This is a genomic window from Actinocorallia herbida (assembly GCF_003751225.1).
Taxonomy (GTDB): domain Bacteria; phylum Actinomycetota; class Actinomycetes; order Streptosporangiales; family Streptosporangiaceae; genus Actinocorallia; species Actinocorallia herbida.
Window position 1 is genome coordinate 2219748 of sequence record NZ_RJKE01000001.1, and the last position, 24365, is coordinate 2244112.

Below are 24365 nucleotides of genomic sequence, written 5' to 3' on the forward strand. Positions count from 1 at the left end.
GTCGCCACCCCCGTGAGTCGCGGGGGCCCGGTGGCGGCGCAGGAGCATGCCCGGAGGGGAGCGGCCGGCGCGACGGGGCGGAGGGGCCGGGTGGCGTGCGGGGGGAGGTGGGGCGATGGGGAGGTGGGAGGATGCGGGGCGTGGATCCGATCGAGCACACCGAGATCACGGCGGGCCTGTGGCACCTGCGGCCGCCGCGCGAGGCCGAGGCGGGAGATCTGCTGGCGCTCGCCGAAGACCCCGACACGGTGCGGTGGTCGCCTCCGCTGCCGAGCACCGAGGAGGGGGCGGCCGCCTGGGTGCGGACGCAGGCCGAGTGGGACGGGCGCGTGACCTTCTCGATCCTCGAGTCCTCGACGGAGCGGTGGGCCGGCCACGTCACCGTCACGGGACTCGAGGGTCCCGAACCCGTAGTCCTGTGCCGGGTCGCGCCGTGGGCGCGCGGCCGCGGCGCCGCCACCACCGCGGTCCGCTGCCTGTCCGGCTGGGTCACCGCGATCCTCGGCACCCCCCGCCTCACCCTCGTCCACGCCCCCGCCGACCTCGCCGCCTGCCACGTCGCCACCAAGACCGGCTACCCCCTCACCTCCACCACCCCCACCACCCACCTCCACGCCCGCACACCCTGATCCGCACGGCGCCCCCGCCCACTCGCACGGGGACTGCGGGACCGGGGGAGGGGCGGTCGGGGAGATGCGGGGGTGGGGTGGGGTATTGAACTGTTGCCCGCTGAGTGTTCAGGGGTGTTCGGAAGTGTCCACAAGGTCGTGTCCGTGGTGTCGGTGGTTGCCGGTCGTCGTGTCCCCGGGTCGGGGTGTGGCCGCTGGTTCGGGCAGCTTGGCGTGGACTGTGTGTTGTCCGATTCCCCGGACATGGCCCCGGCATCGGGAGTAGGTTCTCGATCGATCACATTCGGTGACTTCGGCCAGGTGGAGGGGGTCGTCTGCGGTGGGTGGGTCGGTGCCGCTGCGGTCGATGGCCGCGCCGTTCGTGGTCTCCGGGGCTTGTGGTGTGTCGGTGCGGACCCGTCTGAAAGGCCTCACCGTCCGGGACGAGGAGGTGTTGCGTCGGGTCGGCGCGCATCTGGGATCGCTGGCGTCCCGGGACCTCAAGGCGCGTTGCGGTGACGGTCTGGGCCACCGCGCACGGCGGTGGGCGGAGCGTAAACGGGAGTTGACGGCGGAGTCGTCGTCGCGGTGGGCGGGTGCGATCACGAAGGCCTCGCATGATCAGTGGGCGCTGGCCCGCCGCTCCCAGACCTCCCACATCACGACCCTCGACACCGCCATCACCACGATCAGCCACCGTCTCGCCCTACCGGTCGGGCAGAAAAGCGCCCGAGGTGCACCGGGCGGCTACCGGTCGGCGGCGGAGTGGTTCGCCAAGTCCCGACGCCTGACGGTGCTGCAGCAGCGCCGGCAGCAGGTCGCAGCGGATCGAGCCGAGGGCAGGGTGCGGGTGGTGCGGGGCGGAAAGGCACTGGCTCGGGGCCGGCATCACCTGGAGGCCGCCGGAGTGAGCGAGCAGGAGTGGCGGCAGCGGTGGGAGACGGCCCGCTGGTTCCTGTCCGCCGACGGTGAGACCGGAAAACGGCACGGCAACGAGACCCTGCGGATCGCCCCTGACGGGCAGGTGTCGATCAAACTGCCCGCCCCGCCGGCCGGTCTCGCCAACGCCCCTCACGGCCGGTATGTACTGTCCGCCCGGGTCTCCTTCGCCCATCGGGGCCGGGAGTGGGTGGATCGGGTGGAGGCGGATCGGGCGGTGGCCTACCGCATCCACCTGGATGCGGTGCGGGGCCGCTGGTACGTGGACGCGTCCTGGCAGCGCCCACCCGTGGAGACGATCCCGCTGGAGGCCGCTCTGGCCCGTGGTGTGGTCGGAATCGATACCAACGCCGACCACCTCGCCGCCTGGCAGCTCGACACGCACGGTAACCCGGTGGGTAGGCCCCGCAGGTTCTTCTACGACCTGTCGGGCAGCGCCTCTCATCGGGACGCGCAGCTCCGCCACGCCCTCACCCGGCTGCTGCACTGGACGCGGCGTCTCGGCGTGGCGGCGATCGCGATCGAGGATCTTGACTTCGGTGACGTCAAGTCCCGTGAGAGGCACGGCGGGCGGCGTCTGCGGCAGGTCGTGCACGGGATTCCGACGGGTCGGTTGAAGGCCCGCCTGGTGTCGATGGCCACTGAGCAGGGGATCGCGTTGGTGGCGGTGGATGCGGCTTACACCAGCCGGTGGGGAGCGCGGTATTGGCAGCAGCCCACCAGCACGCGCAAGATCAAGACCAGCCGTCATGAGGCGGCGAGTCTCGTGATCGGAAGGCGCGCCCAGGGCTTTGGTGCCGGGCGTCGGACGGCACCGCCCCCGCGTCACCGGAGTGATGGTGCGGGGCATCGGACCGTCCAGGCCCGGCATCCTGGCCCAGGGTGTGAGGAACCCCGCCCGGCCCGGATCGGAGGGCGGACACGATCCGCTGCTCCACCGGGCGCGTGAAAGCAAAGGGGGGCCAGTCTGTCCAGCACCGTTCGGGACAGGCGCACTGATTCCGGGAGGACACTCCAGGACAGTGCTCAGGAACGGTCGGTAGAGTGCGGATCATGGATGAGACGGGCGTGGCGCGGCTGGCGGCGGAGAAGTACGTGCTGGTGACGACTTACCGGAAGGACGGGCGGGCGGTCGCGACGCCGGTGTGGGTGGTGCGGGACGGGAACGCGCTCGGGATCTGGACGGTGGCGGACTCGGGGAAGGTCAAGCGCATCCGGAACCGGGGCGACGTGCTGGTCGGCCCGTGCGACCTGAGGGGGAACCCGACGGGGGAGCCGGTGCCGGGGACCGCGGTGATCTGCTCGGCCGAGGACACGGCGGCCTACCGGACGCTGCTGCGCAGCAAGTACGGGATCCTCGGGTCGCTGACGATGCTCGGCAGCAGGCTGCGGCGCGGCGACGGCGGTACGGTCGGCATCCGGATCACGCTGACCGAATCTTGATCCCCCGCCGGGAATGACCATCCGCGTTCGCGGGTTGTTCCCCCTTATGACCTTGAAGCCGGTCGGCACCTCCGACCTCCTCGTCTCTCCGCTCAATCTCGGCGGCAACGTCTTCGGCTGGACCGCCGACGAAGCGACGTCGTTCGCCGTCCTCGACGCCTACGCCGCGGAGGGCGGCAACTTCGTGGACACCGCGGACTCCTACTCGGCCTGGGTGCCCGGCCACACCGGCGGCGAGTCCGAGGCGATCATCGGCCGGTGGACCGCCGCGCGCGGCAACCGCGACGACGTCGTCATCGCCACGAAGGTCGGCCAGCACCCGCAGTTCAAGGGCCTGTCGGGGGCGAACATCAAGGCGGCCGCCGAGGCGTCGCTCGCCCGCCTGGGCAGCGACCGCATCGACCTGTACTACACGCACTACGACGACGAGTCGGTGCCGGTCGAGGAGATCATCACCGCGCTCGACGGGCTGGTCCGCGAAGGCAAGGTGCGCCAGATCGCGGTCTCCAACATCTCGCCGGAGCGGCTCCGCGCGTCCCTGGAGTTCTCCGACCGCGAGGGCCTCGCCAAGTACGTCGCGATCCAGCCGCACTACAACCTGGTCAGCCGCGGCACCTACGAGGGCGAGCGCGCGGCCCTGGCGGCCGAGCACGGCCTGTCGGCGATCCCGTACTACGCGCTCGCGGCGGGCTTCCTCACCGGCAAGTACCGGCCCGGGGGCCCGTCGGTCGACAGCCCGCGCGCCAAGGGCGGCGAGCAGCTCCTGAAGGACCCGCGCGCCCTGCGCGTCCTGGCGAAGCTGGACGAGGTCGCCGCGGCCCACGACGCCGAGGTCGCCGAGGTGGCCCTGGCCTGGCTCGCCGCCCAGCCGACGGTCGTCGCGCCGATCGCCAGCGCCCGCACCCTCGACCAGCTGAAGCCCCTCCTGGCCTTCGCCGACCTCAAGCTCACCGACACCGACCTCGCCTCCCTCACCGAGGCCTCCGCCCCCTGACACCCGCCCGCCCCGCGCCGCACGGCCCCACCAGGGACCGTGCGGCGCACCCACCGTGCCCCTCCCGCACGTCCAGGCGGGACCCACCAGCCGTGGGAGCCGGACGCCACGGGGCCGGACCACCCGGGAGCCGGACGGCCGTAGGGGCCCGGCCAAGCCGAGGGCGACCGGGTCGGCGTCGGAGGCGGCACGCCGGCCGACCCGGCCGCACGGCCGCCTCATGCGGTGGCCGCGCCCACCAGGTGCGCCCCGCTCCGGGCTGGTCGGCGCCTCGACGTAGGACTCCTCGGCCTTGTCGAAGGAGGCCGCGCGGTGGGGCGTCGACGCGCGGAGACGGCGACTGGGTGACGTTCAGGGAGCCGCCGGGCCCCCAGACGAACTCGCCGCCCGCCGGCGGCACGCCCTGTGCGAGGGACGCCGTGTGGTGCGCGGATTTCGGGGATAGAGAGGAGGTGCGGCGGATCGTGATTCTGGGGAGGGGCGGAGCCGGGAAGTCGACGCTCGCGGTCCGGCTCGGTACCGTGCTCGATTTGCCGGTGGTCGAGCTGGACGCGCACTTCTGGGGTCCCGATCTCGTGCCTGTGGCGAAGGCGGAATGGGCGGCGGTTCAGCGCGAGCTCGTGGGGGCTCCCGCGTGGATCCTGGACGGCGACCTGGGCTCCTATGACGTTCTCGAGGTCCGCCTCCGGGCCGCCGACACCGTCCTCCTGCTGGACTTTCCGCTCTGGCGCTGCGCCTGGCGCGCCCTGCGCCGTTCCCGCGAGACCTGGCCCTTCTGGCACTGGCTCCTCACCTATCGCCGCCGCGGCCTTCCCCTCATCCACGCGGCCCTCGCCGCCCACGCCGCTCATGCGGATGTCCGGGTCCTCCGTTCGCCCCGGGCCGTCACCCGCTTCCTCGCCGCCGTCCGGAGCCCTTGACACCCTCGGGTCGGTTTCGGGTGCCCGGCTCGTCGCCGCCTTGGGTGTCCCCGACGCCCGGTGGCGGGTCAGGAGAGCGGGGGCAGGCGGGTGAGGAGGGTTCGGATCGACGGGGTGAGGTAGCGGGACATGGGGTGGGTGGCGGCGGCGGTGAGGGCCTGGCGGGCGTGGGTGAGGGCGGCGGTGAGGTCGCCGCGGACCTCGGCGGCGCGGGCCAGGCCGTAGAGGGATTCGGCGCGGCTTCGCTGGGAGTGCCAGGTGGAGGCGGGGGCGGCCAGGGCGGCGTGGTAGCGGCGTTCGGCCTCCGGCCAGCGGCCCAGGGCGGCGGCGAGGTCGCCGCGGCCGCGGTGGAGGTCGGTGAGGGTGGCGGGCATCCCGGCGCGCCGCGCCTGCGCCTCGGCCTCGTCGTAGCAGCGGGCCGCCTCCTCGGTGCGGCCGAGGCGCAGGAGGATGTCGGCGCGGCGCAGCAGGAGGTCGCCGGTCTCGGAGTGCGAGTCGAGTTCGCGCACGAGTTCGAGGGCGCTGTCGAGGAGCGCGAGCGCGCCTTCGAAGTCCCCGGCCAGCTCGACGGTGATCGACAGGGTGTCCCGCGACGTCGCCATGCCCCAGCGCTCGCCGACCTCGGTGAAACCCTCCAGAGCGGCCTTCAGCGGCGGCTGCGCCGCGACGGGGTCGCCGTTGAACAGATGCATCATGCCGTCGCCGAGGTCCATGAGGGCGCGCGACCAGGGGTCGGCGAAGGCGCCCCCCGACCGGTGCAGCTCGACCTGCTCGGCGTGGTCGTCGGGCGGTCCCGCCGCGATCGCCCACAGCGCGAGAAGGAACGGCCGGCGTACCGCGCCGGAGATGCGCCGCATGATCACGTCGGCGCGGCGCATCAGCTCGGCCGACGGCGCGGGCGGCCGGCCGTTCATCGCGACCAGCGCGACGCAGGCGGCCCATTCCTCCTCGAGGCCGGGCGGCGCCTCCACCGTCCCGGTGAGGAGTTCCCGTGCCGCCGCGGTGCCCTCGGCGTGCAGCCCGCGCAGCCACCAGTAGCCGGAGAGCGCGCCGACGAGCCGCATCCCGAGGACGGCGTCGGTGCGGACGGCGAAGCGCAGCGCCGCGTGCAGGTTGCCGTGTTCGGCGCGCAGCAGCGCGAGCCGGTCGAGCTGGTCGCGGCCGAGCAGGCCGGGGTAGGCGGTGTCGGCGAGGCCGAGGAAGTGCGCCGCGTGCGCGCGGCGCAGCCCGGGCTCCTCCCCGGACGCGGCGAGATGCTCCGCGCAGAACGCGCTGATCGTCTCCAGGATGGAGTACCGGCCGTCGGGCCCGCGCGCTATGAGGGATTTGTCCGCGAGGTCGAAGAGGACCTCGGGGTCGGCGCCGCAGACGGCGCGGGCGTCGGCCTCGCGGAAGCCGCCGGAGAAGACGGTGAGCCGCCAGGCCAGCCGGCGCTCCTCGGGCGTCAGGAGGTCCCAGCTCCACTCGACGACGGCGCGCAGGCTGCGGTGCCGGGGGTTCTTGGACCTGTCGCCGCGCGACAGCAGCGCGAACCTGTCGCCGAGCCCGGCGGCCACCTCCGCGGCGCTCAGCGCGCGCATCCGGGCGGCGGCGAGCTCGATCGCCAGCGGCATGCCGTCGAGTGCCGAGCAGATCGCCACGGCATGGGGGAGATCGTCCCCGGTCACCGAGTATCCGGGCCGGACGGCGGCGGCGCGGTCGGCGAACAGCCGGATGGCCGGTGCGCGGGCCGCGTCCGCGTCGTCCGCCGCGGGCACCGCGAGCTGCCGGACCGGCCACAGCGTCTCCCCGGTGACGCTGAGGGGCTCCCGGCTCGTGGCGAGGATCCGCAGGTCGGGAAGGTCGGCGAGGAGCCGGGCGGCGAGGCCGGCGGCGCCGTCGACGACGTGTTCGCAGTTGTCGAGGATGAGCAGCGCGGCCCGGCCGTCGAGTTCCCGGCGCAGCCGTTCGACGGGGTCGGCGCGCTCTCCGGAGGGCCGGACGCCGACCTCGCGGAGCCCGAGCGCGTTGCCGACGGCGAGGGCGACGACGTCCCGGTCGGCTCCGGCGGGTACCGGGACGAGGTCGGCGAACACCGCGAAACCCCCGCTCCGGTCGGCGACCTCCACGGCGAGGCGCGTCTTGCCGGTCCCGCCCGTGCCGAGGAGCGTCAGCAGCCGATGGTCGCCGAGGAGTTCGGCGACCCGGACGAGGTCGGCGTCGCGGCCGACGAGGCTGGTGAGCCGGGCGGGCAGCCTCGGGGCGGCCCGGTCGGCGGCGGGCGCGGGCGCGGCCGCCGGGACGGGGACGGCCCGGAGGATCTCCAGGTGCGCCGCGGCCAGTTCGGCCGACGGGTCGGCGCCCAGCTCGTCGGCGAGGATCCTGCGGCCTTCGTCGAAGACCTCAAGGGCCTCGCCCTGCCTTCCGGCGCCGTACAGCGCGCGCATGAGCAGCGCCCGCGCGCGCTCCCGCAAAGGCTCCGCCCGCACCAGCGCGCGCAGGGGCGCGACGGCTTCGGCGGCGAGGCCGACGGCGAGCAGGGCGGCCCCGCGCTCTTCGACGGCCGAGGCCCTCGCCTCCTCCAGCGCGGCGGCGTGGCCGCGCAGCGCGGGGACGTCGGCGAGCGCGGGTCCGCGCCACAGCGCCAGCGCCCGGTCGAGCAGCGGGAGCCGGTCGGCCGGCGGCAGCCCGGACGCCTCGCCGAGCAGGGCGCGGAAGTGGTGCGCGTCGACGTCGCCGGGCTCGACCGCGAGCCGGTAGCCGCCGGGCACCCGCGCGATCTCGGCCGTCCCCTCAAGCGCGCGGCGCAGCCGCGACACCCGCGCCTGGAGCGCGTTGGCCGCGCTCTCCGGCGGCTCCTCCCCGTACAGCGCGTCGATCAGCGCCTCGGCGGGCACGACCCGCCCCGCCTCCAGCAGCAGCACCCCCAGCAGCGCCCGAACCCCGGGCCCTCCGAGCGCGACGATGTGCCCCGCCCCGTCGCGAGCTTCAACGACCCCCAGAATGCCGAAACGCATAGGGTGATTCTCCGCCATAAGCCGGTCCGGCAGATCCGGTCACGATCCACGCAGCGTACGAACCCGCCCGGCCCACTCGCGGACGCCACCGCCTCCCGAGCAGGACGGCGCGGCCCTGGACGGCGTGAACCCCGACGACCCCGGGGCGCCGGACCGCATGCGTCGATCGTCGGGCTTCAGGCGTGCTGTCGCGGCGTGCGGGACTGCGAGGCCGTGGCCCCGGCGGCGCGGACGACACCGAAGCGCCCGAGGAGATGTCCGTCGTGCGGGTCGGCCCTTGTCGTGGGTCGTAGGGCGGTGGTCTGAGCTCGGGGGCGGGGTGCAGGGTGGGGCGGCGCGGTGGTGGGCCTCGGAGGCTCCGGGGACGGCGGCGCATGGGCGGATCATCCGGCGCCGGGCCGAGCCGAGACTTGCGGGGCGGCCGGTCCGTGAGGCCGTGGTCCTGGTGATCCCGGACTGCCGAAGAGCGCTGGTGGGCCCGTCTGAGCGCACTGCATGCGTGTGCTTCCCGGCCGGGGAGGGAGGGGCCTGCCCGTGCTGTGCGAGGGGTCGCTTCCTGGGCGGGCCGGGGGCCTGCCCGGGTGGTCCGGACCCTGAGGGCGTTGGGGTGGCCGCAGGCTGTGGGTTCGGGTGCGGGGTGGCCGAGGCGGTCAGGGTTTGCGGCGGCGGGGGCCGGAGGTGGGGGCGGCGTGCCTGATGCGGGCGCCGCGTCTGATGGCGGCGGCGGAGGCGAGGGTGCAGGCGGCCAGGAGGACGCCGAGCCAGACGCTCTGGCCGAGGGCCAGGAGGGGGGAGACGTCGTTCGCGCCGGTCAGCTCGGTGGCGGGGAGCGCCTCTTCGGTGGAAGAGGGGACGGCGTAGCCGGGGAGCGCGGCCGACGGGGTCGGGGCGACCTGGGGCAGGCCGGCGCCGGGGTCGGTCGCGCCGGGCGTCGTGACGGGCGGGACGAGGACCGTCGTGCCGGGCGCGGGGACGGCCGCCGGGACCGAGGGCGCGGTGGTGGTGGCGGACGCGGTGGGGGTGGGGGAGGCCGTGGTCGGGGTGGCCTCGGGGCTCTGCGTCTTCGGCGGCGTGCGCGCGAAGGCGACCTTGGTGTACTCCCCGACGGACTCGCTGCCGTCGGCGCGGGCGAAGGCCCCGACCGTCACGGTCAGCCTGGACGCGCCCGCCTTGACCCGGAGCGTGAACGGGATCGACGTGCCCGCGGCGTCGACGTCGCCGAGCTTGCAGTAGCCCTGCGCCGTCCGGGTGCAGACCGCCTCCAGGCCGACGCCGGTGTTGGGCGTCGCGGAGAAGGTCAGGGTCGCGTTGGTGGCGGCCCCGCCGGTGGCGGCCACCCAGACCTGGCCGTGGACGTCCTCGCCGCGCGTGGGATCCGCGGTGGTGAAGGTGGTGTGGACGACGAGGACCCCGTCGCCGGGCGCGGCCTGCACGGCTGCGCCGGGGAACGCGGCCGCCGTGGCCGCGAGGAAGAAGAGCGCCGCGCCTGCGCGCATGGGATGTGGTCCGCCTTCGAGCCTGCCAGGCCGCGGGGGCGGCCGATCCTCGGACAAAGGTCAGCCTACTGGATCAGATGGGACGGCGTGTCGGGTATCGGCGGGCCGGAACCGGCTACGGGATCACGGTGAGGAAGAGGAACGAGGCGAAGACGGCCAGGTGGACGCCGCCCTGGAGGACGCTCGCCTTGCCGGGGACGATGGTGAGGGTGGACACGGCGACGGTGAGGACGAGCAGCACGAGCTGGGTGGGCCCGAGCCCGAGCACGAGGTCGCCGGGCACGATGAAGGACGCGAGCGCGATGACCGGGATCGTCAGCCCGATGCTGGCGTTGGCCGAGCCGAGCGCGAGGTTCAGGCTGGTCTGGGTGCGGCCGAGCCGCGCGGCCCGGACCGCGGCGATGGTCTCGGGCAGCAGCACCAGCAGGGCGATGACGACGCCGACGACGGCGTGCGGCATGCCGAGCGCCTGCACGCCCCGCTCGATGACGGGCGACTCGACCTTGGCCAGCCCGACGACGGCGACGAGCGCGACCATGAGGAGGGCGAGGCTGTAGAGGGTCTCGCCGTTCGTCGGGGGGTCGGCGTGGGAGTCGTCCTCGAGGAGCGCGCCCTCCTTGGTGATCGGCAGGAAGTAGTCGCGGTGCCGGACGGTCTGGGTGAAGACGTGCAGGCCGTACAGGAAGCAGGAGACGACCGCGGCGAAGATGAGCTGCGCGGTGGTGAAGCGCGGGCCCGCCGCGGTCGTGGTGAAGGTCGGCAGCACCATGGTGAGGGTGACCAGCGCGGTGACGATGGCGAGCATGCCGCCGGTCCCGCCGGGCTGGAAGTGCGCCAGGTTGCGGCGGTGGGCGGTCACCCACAGGGAGATGCCGACGATCCCGTTGCAGGTGATCATCACCGCGGCGAAGACCGTGTCGCGGGCCAGGTAGGCGCCCTTCTCCCCGCTGGAGAGCATGACGCTGACGATCAGGGCGACCTCGATGACGGTCACCGCGACGGCGAGGACGAGCGACCCGAACGGCTCGCCGACCCGGTGCGCGATGACCTCGGCGTGGTGCACGGCGGCGAGGACGGCCCCGGCCAGCAGCAGCGCGACGATGACGACGACGATCCCGGGGGGCTGCCGGCCGAGCGTGAAGATCAGGGCGATGACCGCGAGGACCGGCAGTGCCGTGGTCCAGGTCTTCAAGACGGCCCCCTTCTGCGACGTGAGGGGATGCAGTCGGCCTACCCGGGATGATCATTGTGTGAAACGCTCTGTCCCCGAAGTTCGGATACGGGGGTATTGATGCGCATCAGCAGAAGGGCGGTGCTCGCCGGGGGAACCGCGGGCGCGCTCGGGGCCGCGGCTCTGGGCGCGGGGGGATTCGCCGCGGTGGACCACGGGCTGCTGCCGGGGCGGGCGCGGCTGCGCAAGGCGCTCGGCATGACGGGCAAGGACGGAACGGTCCCGAACGTCCCGCCGGGGACCGTGGAGACGTTCCGCCGCAGGTCGGTGGCCCGGGGCACCGAGGTGGAAGTGGTGACGATGGTCCCGGAGGGCGTCGAAGCCAAGGGTCTGCCTGTGGTGCTCGCCCTGCACGGCGCGACCGCCAGGGCGTCCTTCTGGGTCTCCCTGGGGCTGCCGCAGTTCCTCACCGCGGCGGTGCGGGAGGGGGTGCCGCCGTTCGCGGTCGTCGCGGTCGACGGGGGCTCCGACACCTACTGGTACGGCAAGCATCCGGGGGACGACCCGGAGGCGATGGTGTTCCAGGAGCTGCCGCGGTGGATCGCGCTGCGGGGGTTCGCGGTGCCGTCGGGGCTGCTGGGCGTCTCGATGGGCGGCGCGGGCGCGCTCCGGATGGCCCGGCGCAGGGCGCCGGAGGCCGTGGCGGTGCTGTCGCCCGCCCTGTTCCCGACCTACGCCGCCACCAAGTCCGTCGCCGCCTATCCCGACGCCGCGTCGTGGGCTGCGGAGGAACCGCTGAAAGGGCCGGAGGGCAAGATCGCGGGGAGGCTCGGCGTGTGGTGCGGCACCGAGGACCCGTTCACCGAGCCCGCGCGGCGGATGGCCCACCGGGCTCGGGCCGACGTCGCCGAGTTCGACCTCGGCCTGCACACCGGCGGCTACTGGAGGCGGGTCCTGCCCGACACCGTGCGGTTCCTCGGCGAGGCGCTGAACAGCTGAGACGGACCTCACATCCGGCCTTGCGCAAGTGGTCACTTACGTGGCAGTTTGCTGGGCATGGCACAAGTTCTGGACGAGCTTCTGACGAGGTTCCTGGCCGACCACGATCCGGCCGCGATGGAGCCCCTGGAGTTCCTGCGGGCCCGGTACGACGCGGGGCTGGCGTGGGTGCACTTCCCCGAAGGGCACGGCGGCCTCGGCCTGCCGCGGGAGGCGCAGCGGCAGGTGGAGGCGGCCTTCAAGGGCACGCCGTCGAACCGGCCCGACGTCAACCCGATCGGCCTCGGCATGGCCGCGCCGACGATCCTGGCGGTCGGCACCGAGGAGCAGCGCGAGCGGTGGCTGCGCCCGCTGTGGACCGGTGAGGACCTCTGGTGCCAGCTGTTCTCCGAGCCCGGCGCGGGCTCGGACCTGGCCGGCCTGGCGACCCGCGCGGTCCGCGACGGCGACGGCTGGATCGTCAACGGGCAGAAGGTCTGGAACTCGATGGCGCACAAGGCGCGGTGGGCGCTGCTCGTCGCGCGCACCGACCCGGACGTGCCCAAGCACCGTGGTCTGTCCTACTTCGTCCTGGACATGCACCAGCCCGGCGTGGAGGTGCGCCCGCTCCGCCAGATCACCGGCGAGGCGGAGTTCAACGAGGTCTTCATGACCGACGCCCACATCCCCGACACCGATCGGCTCGGGGACGTCGGCGCGGGCTGGATGGTCGCCAACACGACGCTGATGAGCGAGCGTGTCTCGATCGGCGGCCAGGCCGTGCCGCGCGAGAGCGGTGTGCTCGGCCTCGTCGCCGAGGCGTGGCGGGAGCGCCCCGAGCTGCGCTCGCCCGGCGCGCACGACCGGCTGCTGTCGCTGTGGGTGAAGGCGGAGGTGACCCGGCAGACGGCGCGGCGCCTCAGCCAGTCGCTCGCCGCGGGCAAGCCGGGCCCTGAGGGCAGCGGCATGAAGCTGGCGTTCGGCGAGCTGAACCAGGCGACGACCGACTTCGAGGTCGAACTGCTGGCCGAGGAGGGCCTGCGGTACGACGAGTGGACCATGCGCCGTCCCGACAGCGTCGACTTCGCGGGCCGCGGCCCCGGCTACCGGTACCTGCGGGCCAAGGGCAACTCCATCGAGGGCGGCACCTCGGAGATCCTGCGCAACATCATCGCCGAGCGCGTGCTGGGCCTGCCCGGCGAGCACCGCGTCGACAAGGACATCCCCTGGAAGGACCTGCCCCGATGAGCGACCTGCTTTACAGCGAGCTGGAAGAGGAGCTGCGCTCCGGGGTGCGCCGCGCGCTGCGGGAGCGGGCGGACTGGCAGCAGGTGCTGGCCTGGACCGAGAGCGGCGAGACCGCTTACTCGGGCCTGTGGAAGGTCGTGGCGGCCGGGCTGGGCACCGCCGGCCTGGCGGTGCCCGAGGACAAGGGCGGGGCGGGCGCGTCCTGGCGCGAGGTCGCGGTCGTGCTGGAGGAGCTGGGCCGGGCCGCCGCGCCCGTCCCGTACTTCGGCTCGGCGGTCCTCGGCGTCGCGGCGCTGCTGGAGGGCGACGATCCCGCGCTGCTGGAGGCCGCGGCCTCCGGCGAGCGGGTCGTGACGCTCGCGGTGCCCTTCGGCGCGCACAGGCCGGGGCCGCAGGGCCCGGTGGTGGCGGGCGTGGCCGACGCCGTCACCGCCGACGTCCTCCTGCTCCCCGAGGAGGACGGCCTGTACGCCTACGACGCGTCGGACGTCTCGGTCACCCCGGTCGTCAGCCTCGACCAGACCAGGCCGCTCGCCGACCTGGACTTCACCGGCGCGTCCGGAAGGCGCGTCGCGGGCCCCGAGACCGCAGGGAGGGCCTGGACGATCGGGGCCGCCCTCCTGGCCTCCGAGCAGCTGGGCGTGGCCGAGCAGTGCCTGGAGACGACGGTCGAGTACGTGAAGACACGGCACCAGTTCGCCCGTCCGATCGGCTCCTACCAGGCCGTCAAGCACCGGCTGGCCGACCTGTGGCTGACCGTCGCGCAGGCCCGCGCGGCGGCCCGCTACGCGGCGTCCTGCGCGGCGACCGGGGATCCGGACCTCGCGGTGGCGGCCGCCGTGGCCCAGTCGCACTGCTCGGAGGCCGCGCTGCGCGCCGCCGAGGAGTGCGTGCAGCTGCACGGCGGCATCGGCTTCACCTGGGAGGCCCCGGCGCACCTGTGGCTGAAGCGCGCCAAGGCCCTGTCGCTGGCGCTGGGCGCGCCGCACAGGCACCGGGCGACCCTCGCCGAGCTGGTCGACCTGCCGCTGTGACGCGTCCGCTCTGAGCGGATCGCGGCGTCGTCCTTCGAGGGGACCTACCGTGCGCCGGACCCGGCGTGGCACGATTCCCGGTGGCGCGACCGCCGTCCCGTACGGCGGCCTTCCCCGGCGCACGGAGGTGCCCTCTCGATGACCGATCAGACACTCCAGCTGCTCGACCGGATGGAGATCGCGGACCTGCTGGCCCGCTACGGCCTCGCCGTGGACACCGGCAGATGGTCGCTCCTCGACACGGTCTTCGCCCCCGACGCGGTCCTGGACTACACCGCGACGGGCGGCGCCAAGGGCGGCCTCGCCGAGGTGCGCGGGTGGCTGAGCGAGGTGCTCCCGGCCTTCCCCGGCCGGCTCCACCTGCTCGGCCCGCCCGCGATCGCCTTCGACGGCGACCGGGACGAACCCGCGTTCGCGGGCGTCACCGTGGCGTTCACCGACACCCTCGCCCCGTCCCGCGAGGCGCTCGGCGGCCGGCACACCCAGGGCCTCATCCAGGGCGGCGGCTACTACCACCACCGGATGGAGCGCACCCCGTCCGGCTGGCGCAGCCGCGAACTCGTCGTGGAGCAGACCTGGCGCGTCTTCCACTGAGCCACGGCGCCGCCCGGCGGGGCTACTCCTCGACGCGGCGGCGCCTGGTCCGGCGCGGGTAGGCGCGGGCGGTCTCGGCGAGCCGGGCGGAGTGCTCGGCCTGCTTGCGCCAGTGCCCGTACGCCTCGCCGCGCTGGGCGAGCGTGTCGAGCCGCTTCATCGTCTGGACGGGGATGAAGGCCGGGTCGGCGTCGCGCCAGGGCGTGCCGGGCAGCGGCATGAAGGTGTGCGTGTGGATGCGCGCGCCGAGGTCCACGAGGTCCTCGGCGAGCCTGAGGGAGTCGGCCTGGTCGGCCGCGTCCTCGCCGGGCATGCCGAACATGAAGTCCACATTGACCCGGAACCCGTGCTCGACGGCGATGCGGACGGCGTCCCGGACGGGTCCGGCGCCATGGCCGCGCCCGGAGGCGGCGAGGATCTTGTCGGAGCCGGACTGCGCGCCGATGATGATGTTGTCGTTGTTCACGTACCGCCGCAGCAGCACCATCGCCTCGGGCGTGACGTGCTCGGGCCGCACCTCGGACGGGAAGCTGCCGAAGAAGATGCGCCCGTCGTCCGGAAGCTCCTCGCGCACCCCCGACAGCAGCTCCTCGACCTTGGCCAGATCGGCGTCCGGCCCCGGCGTCCCGTAGGACAGCGACGTGGGCGTGATGAACCTGACGTCCTTGAGCCCGAACACGCGCATCTGCCGCACATGCGCGCGGACGCTCTCGACCGACCGGTGCCGGAACTGCCCGCCGAACATGAACGGCGTCTGGCAGAAGCGGCAGGCGTACCGGCATCCGCGGGTGAGCTCGATCGGGCCGACGTGCCGGCGCACGGCGGGGAAGGACCGGTGGGCGTCCAGGGGGAGCTGGGGCGCGGGACGGGTGCGCAGGGCGACGCCGTCGTGGTCGCGCAGGGCCAGGCCCGGCACGTCGCGCAGGGGCGTGTCCGCGCGCAGGGCGGCGACGAGGGAGACGATCGTGGACTCGCCTTCGCCGATCCCCGCGAGGTCCCAGCCGGAGTCCAGGACGTGCTGCGGCTCGGCCGTGGCGTGGACGCCGCCCGCGATGTGCAGCACGTCGGGGCCGTCGGCGAGGGCGCGGACGGCGGCGAGTTCGGCGGTCATCGCCGCGGCGTCGGGGGAGTAGAACGACCACAGCACGAGGACCCGGGTGCCCGCGGCCGCGGCGATGTGCCCGGCGGTCTCCTCCGGGCTCGTGCCGTAGCGCAGCGTGCAGGACTCGCCGGACTCCTCGAGGGCCGCGAGCAGGGCGTGAATCCCGTACGTCACCGCTTTGCGGTACCGGGCCACCACGGTCACTTCCATAGCCACGCAGGGTACCGGCATCCGCCGCGCGGACCGGGTCTGGCGCTTACTAGACGGATCGTCTAAGATCCGGACCGTCCCAGTCAGAACCGGAGAAACGCGGAGGCGGCATGAGCGGCGCAAAGGTGGCGGTGGTGACGGGCGCGGCCCGCGGGCTGGGTGAGCTGATCGCGCTCAGGCTCGCCGGGAAGGGCTTCCGGCTGGCCCTGGTCGGGCTGGAGCCGGAGGAGCTGGCCCGGGTCGCCGAGAAGTGCGGGAACGGCGCGGAGTCCTGGAAGGCCGACGTCACCGACGACGCGGCGATGGTCGCGGTCGCCGCCGAGGTGGTCGAGCGCTTCGGCCGGGTGGACGTGGTCGTCGCCAACGCGGGCATCGCCACGGGCGGCCCCGTGGAGCTGTCGGACCCGGCCACGTTCAACCGCGTCATCCAGGTGAACCTCATCGGCAGCGTCACGACCGCGCGCGCCTTCCTGCCCGCGCTGCGCCGGTCGAAGGGCTACTTCTTCCAGGTCGCGTCCCTCGCCGCGCTGACGGCCGCGCCGATGATGGCGGCCTACTGCGCCAGCAAGGCGGGCGTGGAGGCGTTCGCGCACTCCCTGCGCGCGGAGGTCGCCCGCTACGGCGTCGGCGTGGGCGTCGGCTACCTCAGCTGGACCGACACCGACATGGTCCGCGGCGCCGACGAGGACAAGGCGCTCGGCGAGCTGCGCGCCCAGATGCCGTGGCCGACCGGCAAGACCTACCCGCTGGCCCCGACCGTCGACCGCCTCGTCGCGGGGATCCTGCGGCGCCGTCCGCAGGTGTACGGCCAGTGGTGGCTGCCGGGGCTGCGCTACATGCGCCCGCTCATCCCCGCGATCGTGACGAGCCAGGCGGGCAAGATGCTCGCGGGCTTCGACGAGAAGTGGGCGGCCGCGAGCGGGAAGAACCGCCTGGTCGGCGCGGGCGGGGCGGCCGACGAGAAGCGCTGACGCGCCGGGGCGCGGCCGCGCCGGGCGAGGAAGGCGGGCGGTCTTCTGGGGCCCCGGTCTGGACGGCGAATGTAGGTAAGGCTTACCTTCGTAAGGCTTACCTAAGTTCATTTTTCGCCGGCTCGTGTGAAAGGGCGCCCATGACCAGCACCGCAGAGCATGTCCACGACCTGGTGGGGATCGGTTTCGGTCCCTCCAACCTCGCTCTGGCGATCGCCTTGCGCGAAGAGGGCGGTGACCTCGACGCGGTCTTCCTCGAGCGGCAGCCCGCGTTCGGCTGGCATCGCGGCATGCTCATCGAGGGCACCACGATGCAGGTCTCGTTCCTCAAGGACCTCGCGACGATGCGGAACCCGTCGAGCTCCTTCAGCTTCCTGCACTACCTGAAGGAGCGCGGCAGGCTCGTCGACTTCATCAACCACAAGACGATGTTCCCGTCGCGGTTGGAGTTCCACGACTACCTCGAGTGGGCGGCCGCGAGATTCACCGACCAGGTGGAGTACGGGACCGAGGTGCTCGCGGTCCGGCCCGTCGTCGAGGACGGCGCCGTGGTGGCGTGCGAGATCGTGGCCACCAAGGACGGCGAGACCGTGGTGCGCCGGGCCCGCAACCTGGTGATCGCCACCGGGCTCGAGCCCGCCGTGCCCGCCGGGATCGCGCTGGGCGACCGGGTGTGGCACAGCCACGAGCTGCTGCGCCGCCTGCCCGGGCTGCGCGGCCCGCGCAGGCTGCTGGTGCTGGGCGCGGGGCAGAGCGGCGCGGAGGTCGTCGACCACCTGCACCAGTCCTACCCCGACACCGAGGTGTGCGCGGTCTTCGCCAAGTACGGCTACACCCCGGCCGACGACAGCAGCTTCGCCAACCGCATCTTCGACCCGGCCGCGGTGGACCACTTCCACTACGCGCCCGAGGACGTGAAGCGGATGCTGCTGGACTACCACGGGTCCACCAACTACTCCGTCGTCGACCTCGACCTCATCGACGAGCTGTACCGGCGCGTCTACCAGGAGAAGGTGCAGGGCAAGGAGCGGCTCCGCATCCTCAACGTCTCGCGGGTCCTGGACCTCACCGAGCACGCCGACGGCGTCAGCGCGCTGGTGGAGTACCTGCCTACGGGTGAGCGGACCGTCCTGGAAGCCGACGCCCTGGTCTGCGCGACCGGCTACCGCAGCCGCGACCCCCTCGGCATGCTCGGCGACCTCGCCGCCCACTGCGTGCGGCGCCCCGACGGAGGCCCGGACATCGCCCGCGACTACCGCATCGCCACCGCCCCCGAGGTGCGCTGCGGCATCTACCTCCAGGGCGCGACCGAGCGGACGCACGGGCTCGGCTCGACCCTGCTGTCCAACACCGCGGTGCGGGCCGGGGAGATCGTGCAGTCCCTCGTGCGCGCCCGGCGGCTCGTGACGGTCTGACCCGGACTCCTCGCGACGGACGGGCCGCGTGCCCGTCCGTCAGCCGTCGATGAGCGCCTGGACGGCCGGGGCGTACCGGCCGATGACCTCGGCGGGGTCGGCGGCCATGATCGCGCCCTGCTTGTGCAGGCTCAGCACGGTGCTGAGCCCGAGGAACTGCGCCCACACCAGCTCCGCGCGCAGCGCCGCGCGCGGGCCGGGGAGCAGCGCGGCGAGGCGGTCGGTGGCCTGCTCGCGGAAGCGGCGCAGCAGCAGCTCCCGCTCGTCGCCCGCGCCGATGCCGAACACCACCCGGATGAGCGGCGGGGGCAGGTCCCGGTGCCGGACCATGACCGCGGTCTCCACGAGGTGGCGGCCGAGGTCGGCGAGCGGGACCGCGAGCAGCGCCTCGACGTCGCCGGAGAAGTCCGCGACCGCCTCGAACAGCTGCTCCTTGCCGCCGAAGTGCTTGACGATGAGGGCGGCGCTCACCCCCGCCTCGGCCGCGATGGCGCGCAGCGTCACCATGTCGTACGGGTGGAAGGCGAACGCCCGGCGGGCGGCCCGCAGGATCGCGGTGCGGCCCGAGTCGCTCACGCGGGCTCCGCGACGGGCTCGACCAGGGGGGCGCGCACGGCGAGCGGGCGGCGAGGCACCATCAGCGCGAGCACCAGGGCGCAGACCGCGGCGGCGCCGGCGATGAGGAAGATGAGCAGGTACGCGTCGAGGCTGGGATCGCCGCCGATGACCAGGTGGCTGAGCACCGCGGCGCTCATCGCGCTGGACCCGGCCTGCCCGACCATCCGCATGAGCGTGTTGACGCCCGTCGCCTCGCCCGTCTCGCTGACCGGGATGGCGCCCATGATCAGCACCGGGAGCGCGGAGTAGGCCAGGGCGGTGCCGATGGCGACAACGGTGGCTCCCAGGATGATCGACCACAGGACGTGGCTCGCGGCGTATCGGACCACATAGCCTAGCGCGATCACGATCGAGGCCAGGGCGACGGTGGTCTTCGCGCCGCGCCGGTTGGTGAGGCGCGCCGAGACCGGCGCGAGGAACGCCATCGCCAGGCCGCCGGGCAGCAGGCACAGGCCGCCCGCCACGATCGACAGGCCGAGGCCGTAGCCGGTGCTCTCCGGCTCCTGCACGAGCTGCGCGGTCGACAGCGAGTTGGCGTAGAAGGCGAAGCCGACGAACAGCGCGGCGAGGTTGGCCAGCAGCACCGCGGGCCGGGCCGCGACGCGCAGGTCGAGCAGCGGCGCGGGACGGCGCAGCTCGTACCGGCCCCAGACGAGCGCGAGCACCAGGGCGGCGCCGGCGAGGCCGAGCGTCGAGGGCGCGGTGAAGCCCCAGTCGGGGCCCTTGGTGACCGCCAGCATCAGGCACACCAGGATCGCGGTCAGCCCGACCGCGCCCGGGTAGTCGAACCGCTGGTGCGCGGCGCGCGGCGACTCCGGCACCGCCCAGCGGACGAGCAGCAGCACGCCGAAGGCGGCGACCGCGCACACCCAGAACATGGCGTGCCAGCTCACGTACTCGATGACGAACGCGGCGATCGGCAGTCCGATGGCCGCGCCGATGCCGATGGTCGCGCTCATCAGCGCGACCCCTCCGGCGACCCGCTCGGGCGGCAGCTCGTCGCGCAGGATGCTGATGCCGAGCGGGGTCGCGGCGAGGCCGACGCCCTGGAGGGCCCGGCCGAGGATGAGCAGCGGAAGCATGGAGGACAGCGCGCAGACCAGGGACCCGACGACCACCACGGCCAGCGCCCAGAGCAGGACGCGCCGCCTGCCGTACATGTCGCCCGCGCGGCCGAGGAGCGGAGTGGCGACGGAGCCGCTGAGCAGGGTCGCGGTGACGACCCAGCTGACGTCCGCGGGCGCGCTCCCGGTGATCTCCGGCAGGGTCGGCAGCATCGGGACGGTGATCGTCTGCATCAGCGCGACGACGGTGCCCGAGGAGGCGAGAACCGTGGTGATGGGGGGTGTACGTCTGTTCACCCATCAAGGTAAACATATGTTCACCCGCGGGCCGGGGAAAAGCCGGGTGAGCTGTGTCTCATCACCCGGTCTCCGGGACGGAGGCCGGGCGCGCCGTGCGAAGGCCGTCAGAGCAGACCGCGGTACTGGACGCCCGGGGTCACGACGGCCGGGGCGAGCAGCTCCGAGACCGTGGCGAAGACATAGCCGCGCTTCTTGAGCTCCGCGACGATCCGCGGCACCGCCCGCACGCTGTCCCGCTTGATGTCGTGCAGGAGCACGATCTCGCCCGGCTGGACCTCCTTCAGCACCTTCGCGGCGACCGCGTCGCGCGACAGGCCGCGCCAGTCCTGCGGATCGATCGTCCAGGTGACCTCCGGCAGCCCGAGCGCCTCCAGCTCCTTGGCCACCTTCCGGTCGCTCGACCCGTACGGCGGCCGCATGACCGACGGGCGCACCCCGGCGACCTGGCGGACGAGATCTGACGTCCGGGTCAGCTCCGACCGCACGGCCGCGGCGTCCAGCCGGGTGAGGTCGCGGTGGTCCCAGGTGTGGTTCCCGATCTGGTGCCCCGCCTCGGCCGTCGCGCGCAGCACGTCGGGATTCTCGGCGACCTTCTCGCCCAGCACGAAGAAGGTCGCCCTGACCTTCTCGTCCTTCAGCGTCTTCAGCAGTTCCGCGGTGTAGGGGCCGGGGCCGTCGTCGAACGTCAGCGCGACGCACTTGGCCACCGCGCAGTCGTGCGGATAGGCGTCGGTGCGGGGGAGGCCGCGGCGCGCCTCGGCGTCCGCGGCGATCACCGGGACCACCGACCTGCCCCCGGCGCCCGGGGCCGGGCCCTCCGGCAGCAGGTGGACGTCGCCGACGACCGCGACGACGCCGAGCCCCGCCATCCCGATGGCCACACTCGCCCCGAGCACGAGCACCGCCACCAGCGCGAGCGCGGCCGTCACCGCCACCGCGAGCTTCCTCATCTACCGCCCCCGAACGCCCAATGAAGATCGTTTGCAGGACGGACACTGCCCGATGCCGGGCCTGGAAAACCAGGCGGCGCGCGCGGGTCGGCCGGGTGTCCGAAAGGCCGGGTATTTGGGATGATCGCCGGATGTCGCAGTGGTGGCGGGGATACCGCCGGGAATGGCTCCGGGGCGACGCCGCCGCGGGCGTGACCGTCGCGGCGTACCTCGTTCCGCAGGTCATGGCCTATGCGGCGGTGGCCGGCCTGCCGCCCGTCGCGGGCCTGTGGGCGATGCTCCCCGCGCTCGTCGCCTACGCGCTCTTCGGGTCGTCCGAAAGGCTCTCGGTCGGCCCCGAGGCGACCACCGCGCTGATGACCGCGGTCGTCATCGGGCCCCTGGCCGGCGGGGATCCGGCGCGCTACGCGGCCCTCGCCGCGGGGCTCGCCCTGTGCACCGGCCTCCTCGCGTTCGCCGCCCGGCTGCTGCGGCTCGGGTTCGTCGCCGACCTGCTCTCCCACCCGATCCTCGTCGGCTACCTCGCGGGCGTCGCCGTCGTCATGGTCTCCGGGCAGCTCTCCCGCGTCACCGGGGTCCCGGTCGAGGGCCAGGGCGTCGTCGCCGAGGTCGTCTCCTTCGCCGGGAACATCACCCAGGTCCACCCGGGCACCCTCGCGCTGTCCCTGACCTGCCTCGGGTTCCTCTTCGCCCTCCAGCGGTGGCGGCCGCACTGGCCGGGGCCGCTGCTCGCGGTCCTGCTCGCCGCCGGGGCCGTCGCCGTCTTCGCCCTGGACGAGCGGGGCATCGCCGTCGTCGGGGAGGTCCCGGCCGGGCTGCCCGCCCCCTCCCTGCCCGACCTCTCCGACGCCGCGGTCCTGCTGCCCGCCGCGCTCGGCGTCCTGCTGGTCTCCTTCACCGACACGATGCTCACCGCCCGCGCCTTCGAGACGCCCGGCGGCAGGCGCGCGGACGGCAACGCCGAACTCGTCGCGCTCGGCGCCGCCAACGCCGGGGCCGGGCTCTTCCAGGGCTTCCCGGTGAGCAGCAGCGGCAGCCGCACCGCGCTCGCCGCCGCCGCCGGCGCCCGCACCCAGGCGTTCTCCCTGGTGGCGCTCGCCTGCGTCGGCGCCGTGCTGCTGGTGCTGAACCCGCTGCTCGCGGCCTTCCCCAAGGCCGCGCTCGGCGCGCTCGTCGTCTACGCCGCGGCCCGGCTCGTCGACCTCGCCGGGTTCCGCAGGCTCGCCGCGTTCCGGCGCAGCGAACTGCTGCTCGCGCTCTCGGCGGTCGCGGGCGTGCTCTTCCTCGACGTGCTCTACGGCATCCTCGTCGCCATCGGGCTCTCGGTGCTCGACCTGCTGCGCCGGGTGGCCCGCCCGCGCGCCGCGGTCCTCGGCAAGGTGCCCGGACTCGCCGGGATGCACGACGTCGCGGACTTCCCCGACGCGGAGACGGTGCCCGGCCTCGTCGTCTACCGGTACGACTCGCCGCTGTTCTTCGCCAACGCCGAGGACTTCCGCCGCCGCGCGCTGGCCGCCGCCGACGCCCCCGCGGAGCGGCCCGCCTGGTTCCTGCTCAACGCCGAGGCGATCATCGAGGTCGACAGCACGGCCCTGGAGGCGCTCGGCGACCTCGCCGCCGACCTGGCGCGGCGCGGCATCGTGCTGGCCCTCGCGCACGTCAAGCAGGACCTGCTCGGCGACCTCCGCAGGTTCGGGCTGCTCGAGGTGATCCCAGCGGACCTGATCTTCCCGACCCTCCCGACCGCCGTCGGCGCCTTCACCGAGCGGACGGCCCGGGACGGCGCCTAATCGAGTTCGCGGCTCGCGTCGGGGACGACCGTGGTCTGCCGGGGCGGCCGGACGTACCCCGTAGGGGCGGGCCGCTTCGGCATCTCGATCTGCGGCGAAGGCACCTCGTAGTAGGGGATCGTCGAGAGCAGGTGGGAGATCATGTTGATCCGCGCCCGCTTCTTGTCGTCGCTCTCGACCTCGTACCAGGGCGCCTCGGGGATGTCGGTGTAGAGCATCATCTGGTCCTTGGCCTGGGAGTACTCCTCCCAGCGGGTGATCGACTCGAGGTCCATCGGGGACAGCTTCCAGCGCCGCATCGGATCATCGAGACGCGACTCGAAGCGCTTCTGCTGCTCGGCGTCGCTCACCGAGAACCAGTACTTGCGCAGCAGGATGCCGTCCTCGACCAGCAGCCGCTCGAAGATCGGGCACTGGTGCAGGAAGCGCGAGTACTCCTCGTGCGTGCAGAAGCCCATGACGTGCTCGACGCCCGCCCGGTTGTACCAGCTCCGGTCGAACAGGACGATCTCCCCGGCGGCGGGCAGCTCGGCCGCGTACCGCTGGAAGTACCACTCGGTGCGCTGGCGGTCCGTGGGCTTGGGCAGCGCCGCGATCCGGGCGACCCGGGGACTCAGGTACTCGGTGACCCGCTTGATCGCGCCGCCCTTGCCCGCGGCGTCGCGGCCCTCGAAGACGATCACGACCCGCTCGCCCTCGGCCTTCACCCACTCCTGGAGCTTCACGAGTTCGGCCTGGAGCCGGAGGATCTCGCGGTCGTACGTCTCACGCGGGAGCTTCTTCGCCATGATCCCCATTATCGGCATACGGATGGGACGGTCGGGGACGGAGGCCGTCCAAGATCCGGTCCTTTTGTGACGCTTTGGTGGAGCATTGCGCCACAAGTGGTGATGTAACGACTACGCTTTGCGTAGGGCGGGCGGTCGAGGGGAGAGGCATGCGGAGCGCGAGACTGGCGATGAGCCTCTTGGCCCTCGCCGGGGGGATCGAACTCGTGCTCGCCTGCGTGAGCTACGTCGTCCTGCCCATGGACGACGTCACGGGCCCGCCGACCCCCGGCACCGGCATCGAGTTCGGCTCGGCGATGTTCGCCTACCTCGTCCTGCTGGCCTGGGGCACCGTCAACGCCGCGGTGCTGGTCCTCTCCGCGGTCTACGGCCTCGCCGTCCACCGGGACGCCGCGCGCTGGAGGCGGGCGCAGCGCCGCGTCCTCCTGGCCTGCCTGATCGGCGCCCTCATCTGCGTGGCCGGGGCGCTGGCCGGCTACCGCGGCACGACGGCCATCCCGCCCGAATCGGTCGGACCGTCCCTCATACATGTCATCGTCTACAGCGGGATCGCGTTCTTCGTCATGCTCTGCCTGCTCGCCCACGACCGGGTCCACGACCGGGCCGGGGGCCTCGCGGTGGAGCCCGGCGCAGGTGGGCGCGGCTGACCCGCCGTCGGGCGCCCTCCGACTGGCGAGTTGACGGCCCGGTGAATGTGAAGTGTGTCATACCTGCCATCATCGGCACGCTGGAGCGA

General features: G+C 73.6%; 21 protein-coding genes. 13 read left to right on the plus strand and 8 right to left on the minus strand.

Features of this window, described 5'->3' with window-relative positions; translation table 11 throughout:
• The first annotated feature begins 140 nt into the window (after positions 1-140).
• The 5 genes from EDD29_RS45370 (at position 141) to EDD29_RS10450 (ending at position 4904) form a co-directional block, all read left to right on the plus strand.
• Complete coding sequence (locus EDD29_RS45370; RefSeq protein WP_170201348.1) at positions 141-629, plus strand: GNAT family N-acetyltransferase; 489 nt, start codon at positions 141-143, stop codon at positions 627-629.
• A gap of 388 nt (positions 630-1017) precedes the next feature.
• The gene (locus tag EDD29_RS10435; protein WP_211359631.1) at positions 1018-2496 is read left to right on the plus strand and encodes a transposase; all 1479 of its coding nucleotides are present in this window, start codon (positions 1018-1020) and stop codon (positions 2494-2496) included.
• Between the two features lie 104 nt (positions 2497-2600).
• Positions 2601-2990 carry a PPOX class F420-dependent oxidoreductase gene (locus EDD29_RS10440; protein ID WP_123670394.1) on the plus strand — a complete coding sequence of 130 codons (390 nt, stop codon included), beginning with the start codon at positions 2601-2603 and terminating at the stop codon, positions 2988-2990.
• 46 nt (positions 2991-3036) lie between these two features.
• Positions 3037-3984 (plus strand): aldo/keto reductase, encoded by a 948-nt coding sequence (locus tag EDD29_RS10445; protein WP_211359632.1) that lies wholly within the window; start codon positions 3037-3039, stop codon positions 3982-3984.
• A gap of 464 nt (positions 3985-4448) precedes the next feature.
• Positions 4449-4904 carry a P-loop NTPase family protein gene (locus EDD29_RS10450; RefSeq protein ID WP_211359633.1) on the plus strand — a complete coding sequence of 152 codons (456 nt, stop codon included), beginning with the start codon at positions 4449-4451 and terminating at the stop codon, positions 4902-4904.
• 68 nt (positions 4905-4972) lie between these two features.
• Here the strand turns inward: EDD29_RS10450 and EDD29_RS10455 are convergent, their stop codons facing one another.
• The 3 genes from EDD29_RS10455 to EDD29_RS10465 all read right to left on the minus strand — a co-directional run bounded on the left by EDD29_RS10455 (position 4973) and on the right by EDD29_RS10465 (position 10588).
• Complete coding sequence (locus EDD29_RS10455; protein ID WP_170201349.1) at positions 4973-7900, minus strand: AfsR/SARP family transcriptional regulator; 2928 nt, start codon at positions 7898-7900, stop codon at positions 4973-4975.
• Positions 7901-8550: 650 nt separating this feature from the next.
• Positions 8551-9396: a hypothetical protein gene (locus EDD29_RS45375; RefSeq protein WP_170201350.1), complete on the minus strand. Its 846-nt coding sequence runs from the start codon at positions 9394-9396 to the stop codon at positions 8551-8553.
• Between the two features lie 115 nt (positions 9397-9511).
• The gene (locus EDD29_RS10465; protein ID WP_123664205.1) at positions 9512-10588 is read right to left on the minus strand and encodes a calcium:cation antiporter; all 1077 of its coding nucleotides are present in this window, start codon (positions 10586-10588) and stop codon (positions 9512-9514) included.
• Positions 10589-10687: 99 nt separating this feature from the next.
• Here EDD29_RS10465 and EDD29_RS10470 point away from each other — a divergent pair, with 99 nt between their 5' ends.
• The 4 genes from EDD29_RS10470 (at position 10688) to EDD29_RS10485 (ending at position 14421) form a co-directional block, all read left to right on the plus strand.
• Positions 10688-11566, plus strand: a complete 879-nt coding sequence (locus EDD29_RS10470; RefSeq protein ID WP_123664206.1) for an alpha/beta hydrolase — start codon at positions 10688-10690, stop codon at positions 11564-11566.
• A gap of 57 nt (positions 11567-11623) precedes the next feature.
• The gene (locus EDD29_RS10475) at positions 11624-12793 is read left to right on the plus strand and encodes an acyl-CoA dehydrogenase family protein (RefSeq protein ID WP_123664207.1); all 1170 of its coding nucleotides are present in this window, start codon (positions 11624-11626) and stop codon (positions 12791-12793) included.
• The gene (locus tag EDD29_RS10480; RefSeq protein WP_123664208.1) at positions 12790-13827 is read left to right on the plus strand and encodes an acyl-CoA dehydrogenase family protein; all 1038 of its coding nucleotides are present in this window, start codon (positions 12790-12792) and stop codon (positions 13825-13827) included. The genes EDD29_RS10475 and EDD29_RS10480 overlap by 4 nt, the downstream gene beginning before the upstream one ends.
• A 138-nt stretch (positions 13828-13965) precedes the next feature.
• A complete protein-coding gene (locus EDD29_RS10485; RefSeq protein WP_123664209.1) occupies positions 13966-14421 on the plus strand; it encodes a nuclear transport factor 2 family protein in 456 nt (151 codons plus the stop codon).
• 22 nt (positions 14422-14443) lie between these two features.
• Here the strand turns inward: EDD29_RS10485 and EDD29_RS10490 are convergent, their stop codons facing one another.
• The gene (locus EDD29_RS10490) at positions 14444-15733 is read right to left on the minus strand and encodes a TIGR04013 family B12-binding domain/radical SAM domain-containing protein (protein WP_246052677.1); all 1290 of its coding nucleotides are present in this window, start codon (positions 15731-15733) and stop codon (positions 14444-14446) included.
• A gap of 110 nt (positions 15734-15843) precedes the next feature.
• Between EDD29_RS10490 and EDD29_RS10495 the strand changes: the two genes are divergently transcribed.
• Both EDD29_RS10495 and EDD29_RS10500 read left to right on the plus strand, forming a co-directional pair.
• Positions 15844-16704, plus strand: a complete 861-nt coding sequence (locus EDD29_RS10495; protein WP_123664211.1) for an SDR family oxidoreductase — start codon at positions 15844-15846, stop codon at positions 16702-16704.
• A 140-nt stretch (positions 16705-16844) separates the two neighbouring features.
• On the plus strand, positions 16845-18119 hold the full coding sequence (locus tag EDD29_RS10500; protein ID WP_123664212.1) for a lysine N(6)-hydroxylase/L-ornithine N(5)-oxygenase family protein: 1275 nt from the start codon (positions 16845-16847) through the stop codon (positions 18117-18119).
• A 39-nt stretch (positions 18120-18158) separates the two neighbouring features.
• On the opposite strand, the gene EDD29_RS10505 is transcribed toward EDD29_RS10500, so the two are convergent.
• From EDD29_RS10505 to EDD29_RS10515, 3 genes are all read right to left on the minus strand, one after another.
• Positions 18159-18695: a TetR/AcrR family transcriptional regulator gene (locus EDD29_RS10505; protein ID WP_246052679.1), complete on the minus strand. Its 537-nt coding sequence runs from the start codon at positions 18693-18695 to the stop codon at positions 18159-18161.
• Positions 18692-20098 (minus strand): MFS transporter, encoded by a 1407-nt coding sequence (locus EDD29_RS10510; RefSeq protein WP_211359634.1) that lies wholly within the window; start codon positions 20096-20098, stop codon positions 18692-18694. Before EDD29_RS10510 ends, EDD29_RS10505 begins: the two co-directional genes overlap by 4 nt.
• Positions 20099-20205: 107 nt before the next feature.
• Entirely contained in the window at positions 20206-21051 is an 846-nt protein-coding gene (locus EDD29_RS10515) for a polysaccharide deacetylase family protein (protein WP_246052681.1), read from the minus strand.
• Between the two features lie 131 nt (positions 21052-21182).
• On the opposite strand from EDD29_RS10515, the gene EDD29_RS10520 reads away from it, so the two are divergent.
• On the plus strand, positions 21183-22841 hold the full coding sequence (locus EDD29_RS10520) for a SulP family inorganic anion transporter (RefSeq protein WP_123664213.1): 1659 nt from the start codon (positions 21183-21185) through the stop codon (positions 22839-22841).
• On the opposite strand, the gene ppk2 is transcribed toward EDD29_RS10520, so the two are convergent.
• Positions 22838-23629, minus strand: coding sequence for a polyphosphate kinase 2 (gene ppk2 / locus EDD29_RS10525; RefSeq protein WP_246052683.1), 792 nt, complete (start codon positions 23627-23629; stop codon positions 22838-22840). The two genes, EDD29_RS10520 and ppk2, sit on opposite strands and share 4 nt — an antisense overlap.
• Positions 23630-23778: 149 nt before the next feature.
• Here ppk2 and EDD29_RS10530 point away from each other — a divergent pair, with 149 nt between their 5' ends.
• The gene (locus EDD29_RS10530) at positions 23779-24276 is read left to right on the plus strand and encodes a hypothetical protein (RefSeq protein ID WP_148085921.1); all 498 of its coding nucleotides are present in this window, start codon (positions 23779-23781) and stop codon (positions 24274-24276) included.
• Positions 24277-24365: the final 89 nt, after the last annotated feature.

What these genes read in the sequence shown, in the direction of transcription:
- EDD29_RS10440 (WP_123670394.1), top strand. Translation starts at nt 2,601, where the DNA reads ATGGATGAGACGGGCGTGGCGCGGCTGGCGGCGGAGAAGTACGTGCTG.
- EDD29_RS10445 (WP_211359632.1), top strand. Translation starts at nt 3,037, where the DNA reads ATGACCTTGAAGCCGGTCGGCACCTCCGACCTCCTCGTCTCTCCGCTC.
- EDD29_RS10455 (WP_170201349.1), bottom strand. Translation starts at nt 7,900, where the DNA reads ATGCGTTTCGGCATTCTGGGGGTCGTTGAAGCTCGCGACGGGGCGGGG.
- EDD29_RS45375 (WP_170201350.1), bottom strand. Translation starts at nt 9,396, where the DNA reads ATGCGCGCAGGCGCGGCGCTCTTCTTCCTCGCGGCCACGGCGGCCGCG.
- EDD29_RS10470 (WP_123664206.1), top strand. Translation starts at nt 10,688, where the DNA reads ATGCGCATCAGCAGAAGGGCGGTGCTCGCCGGGGGAACCGCGGGCGCG.
- EDD29_RS10475 (WP_123664207.1), top strand. Translation starts at nt 11,624, where the DNA reads ATGGCACAAGTTCTGGACGAGCTTCTGACGAGGTTCCTGGCCGACCAC.
- EDD29_RS10480 (WP_123664208.1), top strand. Translation starts at nt 12,790, where the DNA reads ATGAGCGACCTGCTTTACAGCGAGCTGGAAGAGGAGCTGCGCTCCGGG.
- EDD29_RS10485 (WP_123664209.1), top strand. Translation starts at nt 13,966, where the DNA reads ATGACCGATCAGACACTCCAGCTGCTCGACCGGATGGAGATCGCGGAC.
- EDD29_RS10490 (WP_246052677.1), bottom strand. Translation starts at nt 15,733, where the DNA reads ATGGAAGTGACCGTGGTGGCCCGGTACCGCAAAGCGGTGACGTACGGG.
- EDD29_RS10495 (WP_123664211.1), top strand. Translation starts at nt 15,844, where the DNA reads ATGAGCGGCGCAAAGGTGGCGGTGGTGACGGGCGCGGCCCGCGGGCTG.
- EDD29_RS10500 (WP_123664212.1), top strand. Translation starts at nt 16,845, where the DNA reads ATGACCAGCACCGCAGAGCATGTCCACGACCTGGTGGGGATCGGTTTC.
- EDD29_RS10515 (WP_246052681.1), bottom strand. Translation starts at nt 21,051, where the DNA reads ATGAGGAAGCTCGCGGTGGCGGTGACGGCCGCGCTCGCGCTGGTGGCG.
- EDD29_RS10520 (WP_123664213.1), top strand. Translation starts at nt 21,183, where the DNA reads ATGTCGCAGTGGTGGCGGGGATACCGCCGGGAATGGCTCCGGGGCGAC.
- ppk2 (WP_246052683.1), bottom strand. Translation starts at nt 23,629, where the DNA reads ATGGCGAAGAAGCTCCCGCGTGAGACGTACGACCGCGAGATCCTCCGG.
- EDD29_RS10530 (WP_148085921.1), top strand. Translation starts at nt 23,779, where the DNA reads ATGCGGAGCGCGAGACTGGCGATGAGCCTCTTGGCCCTCGCCGGGGGG.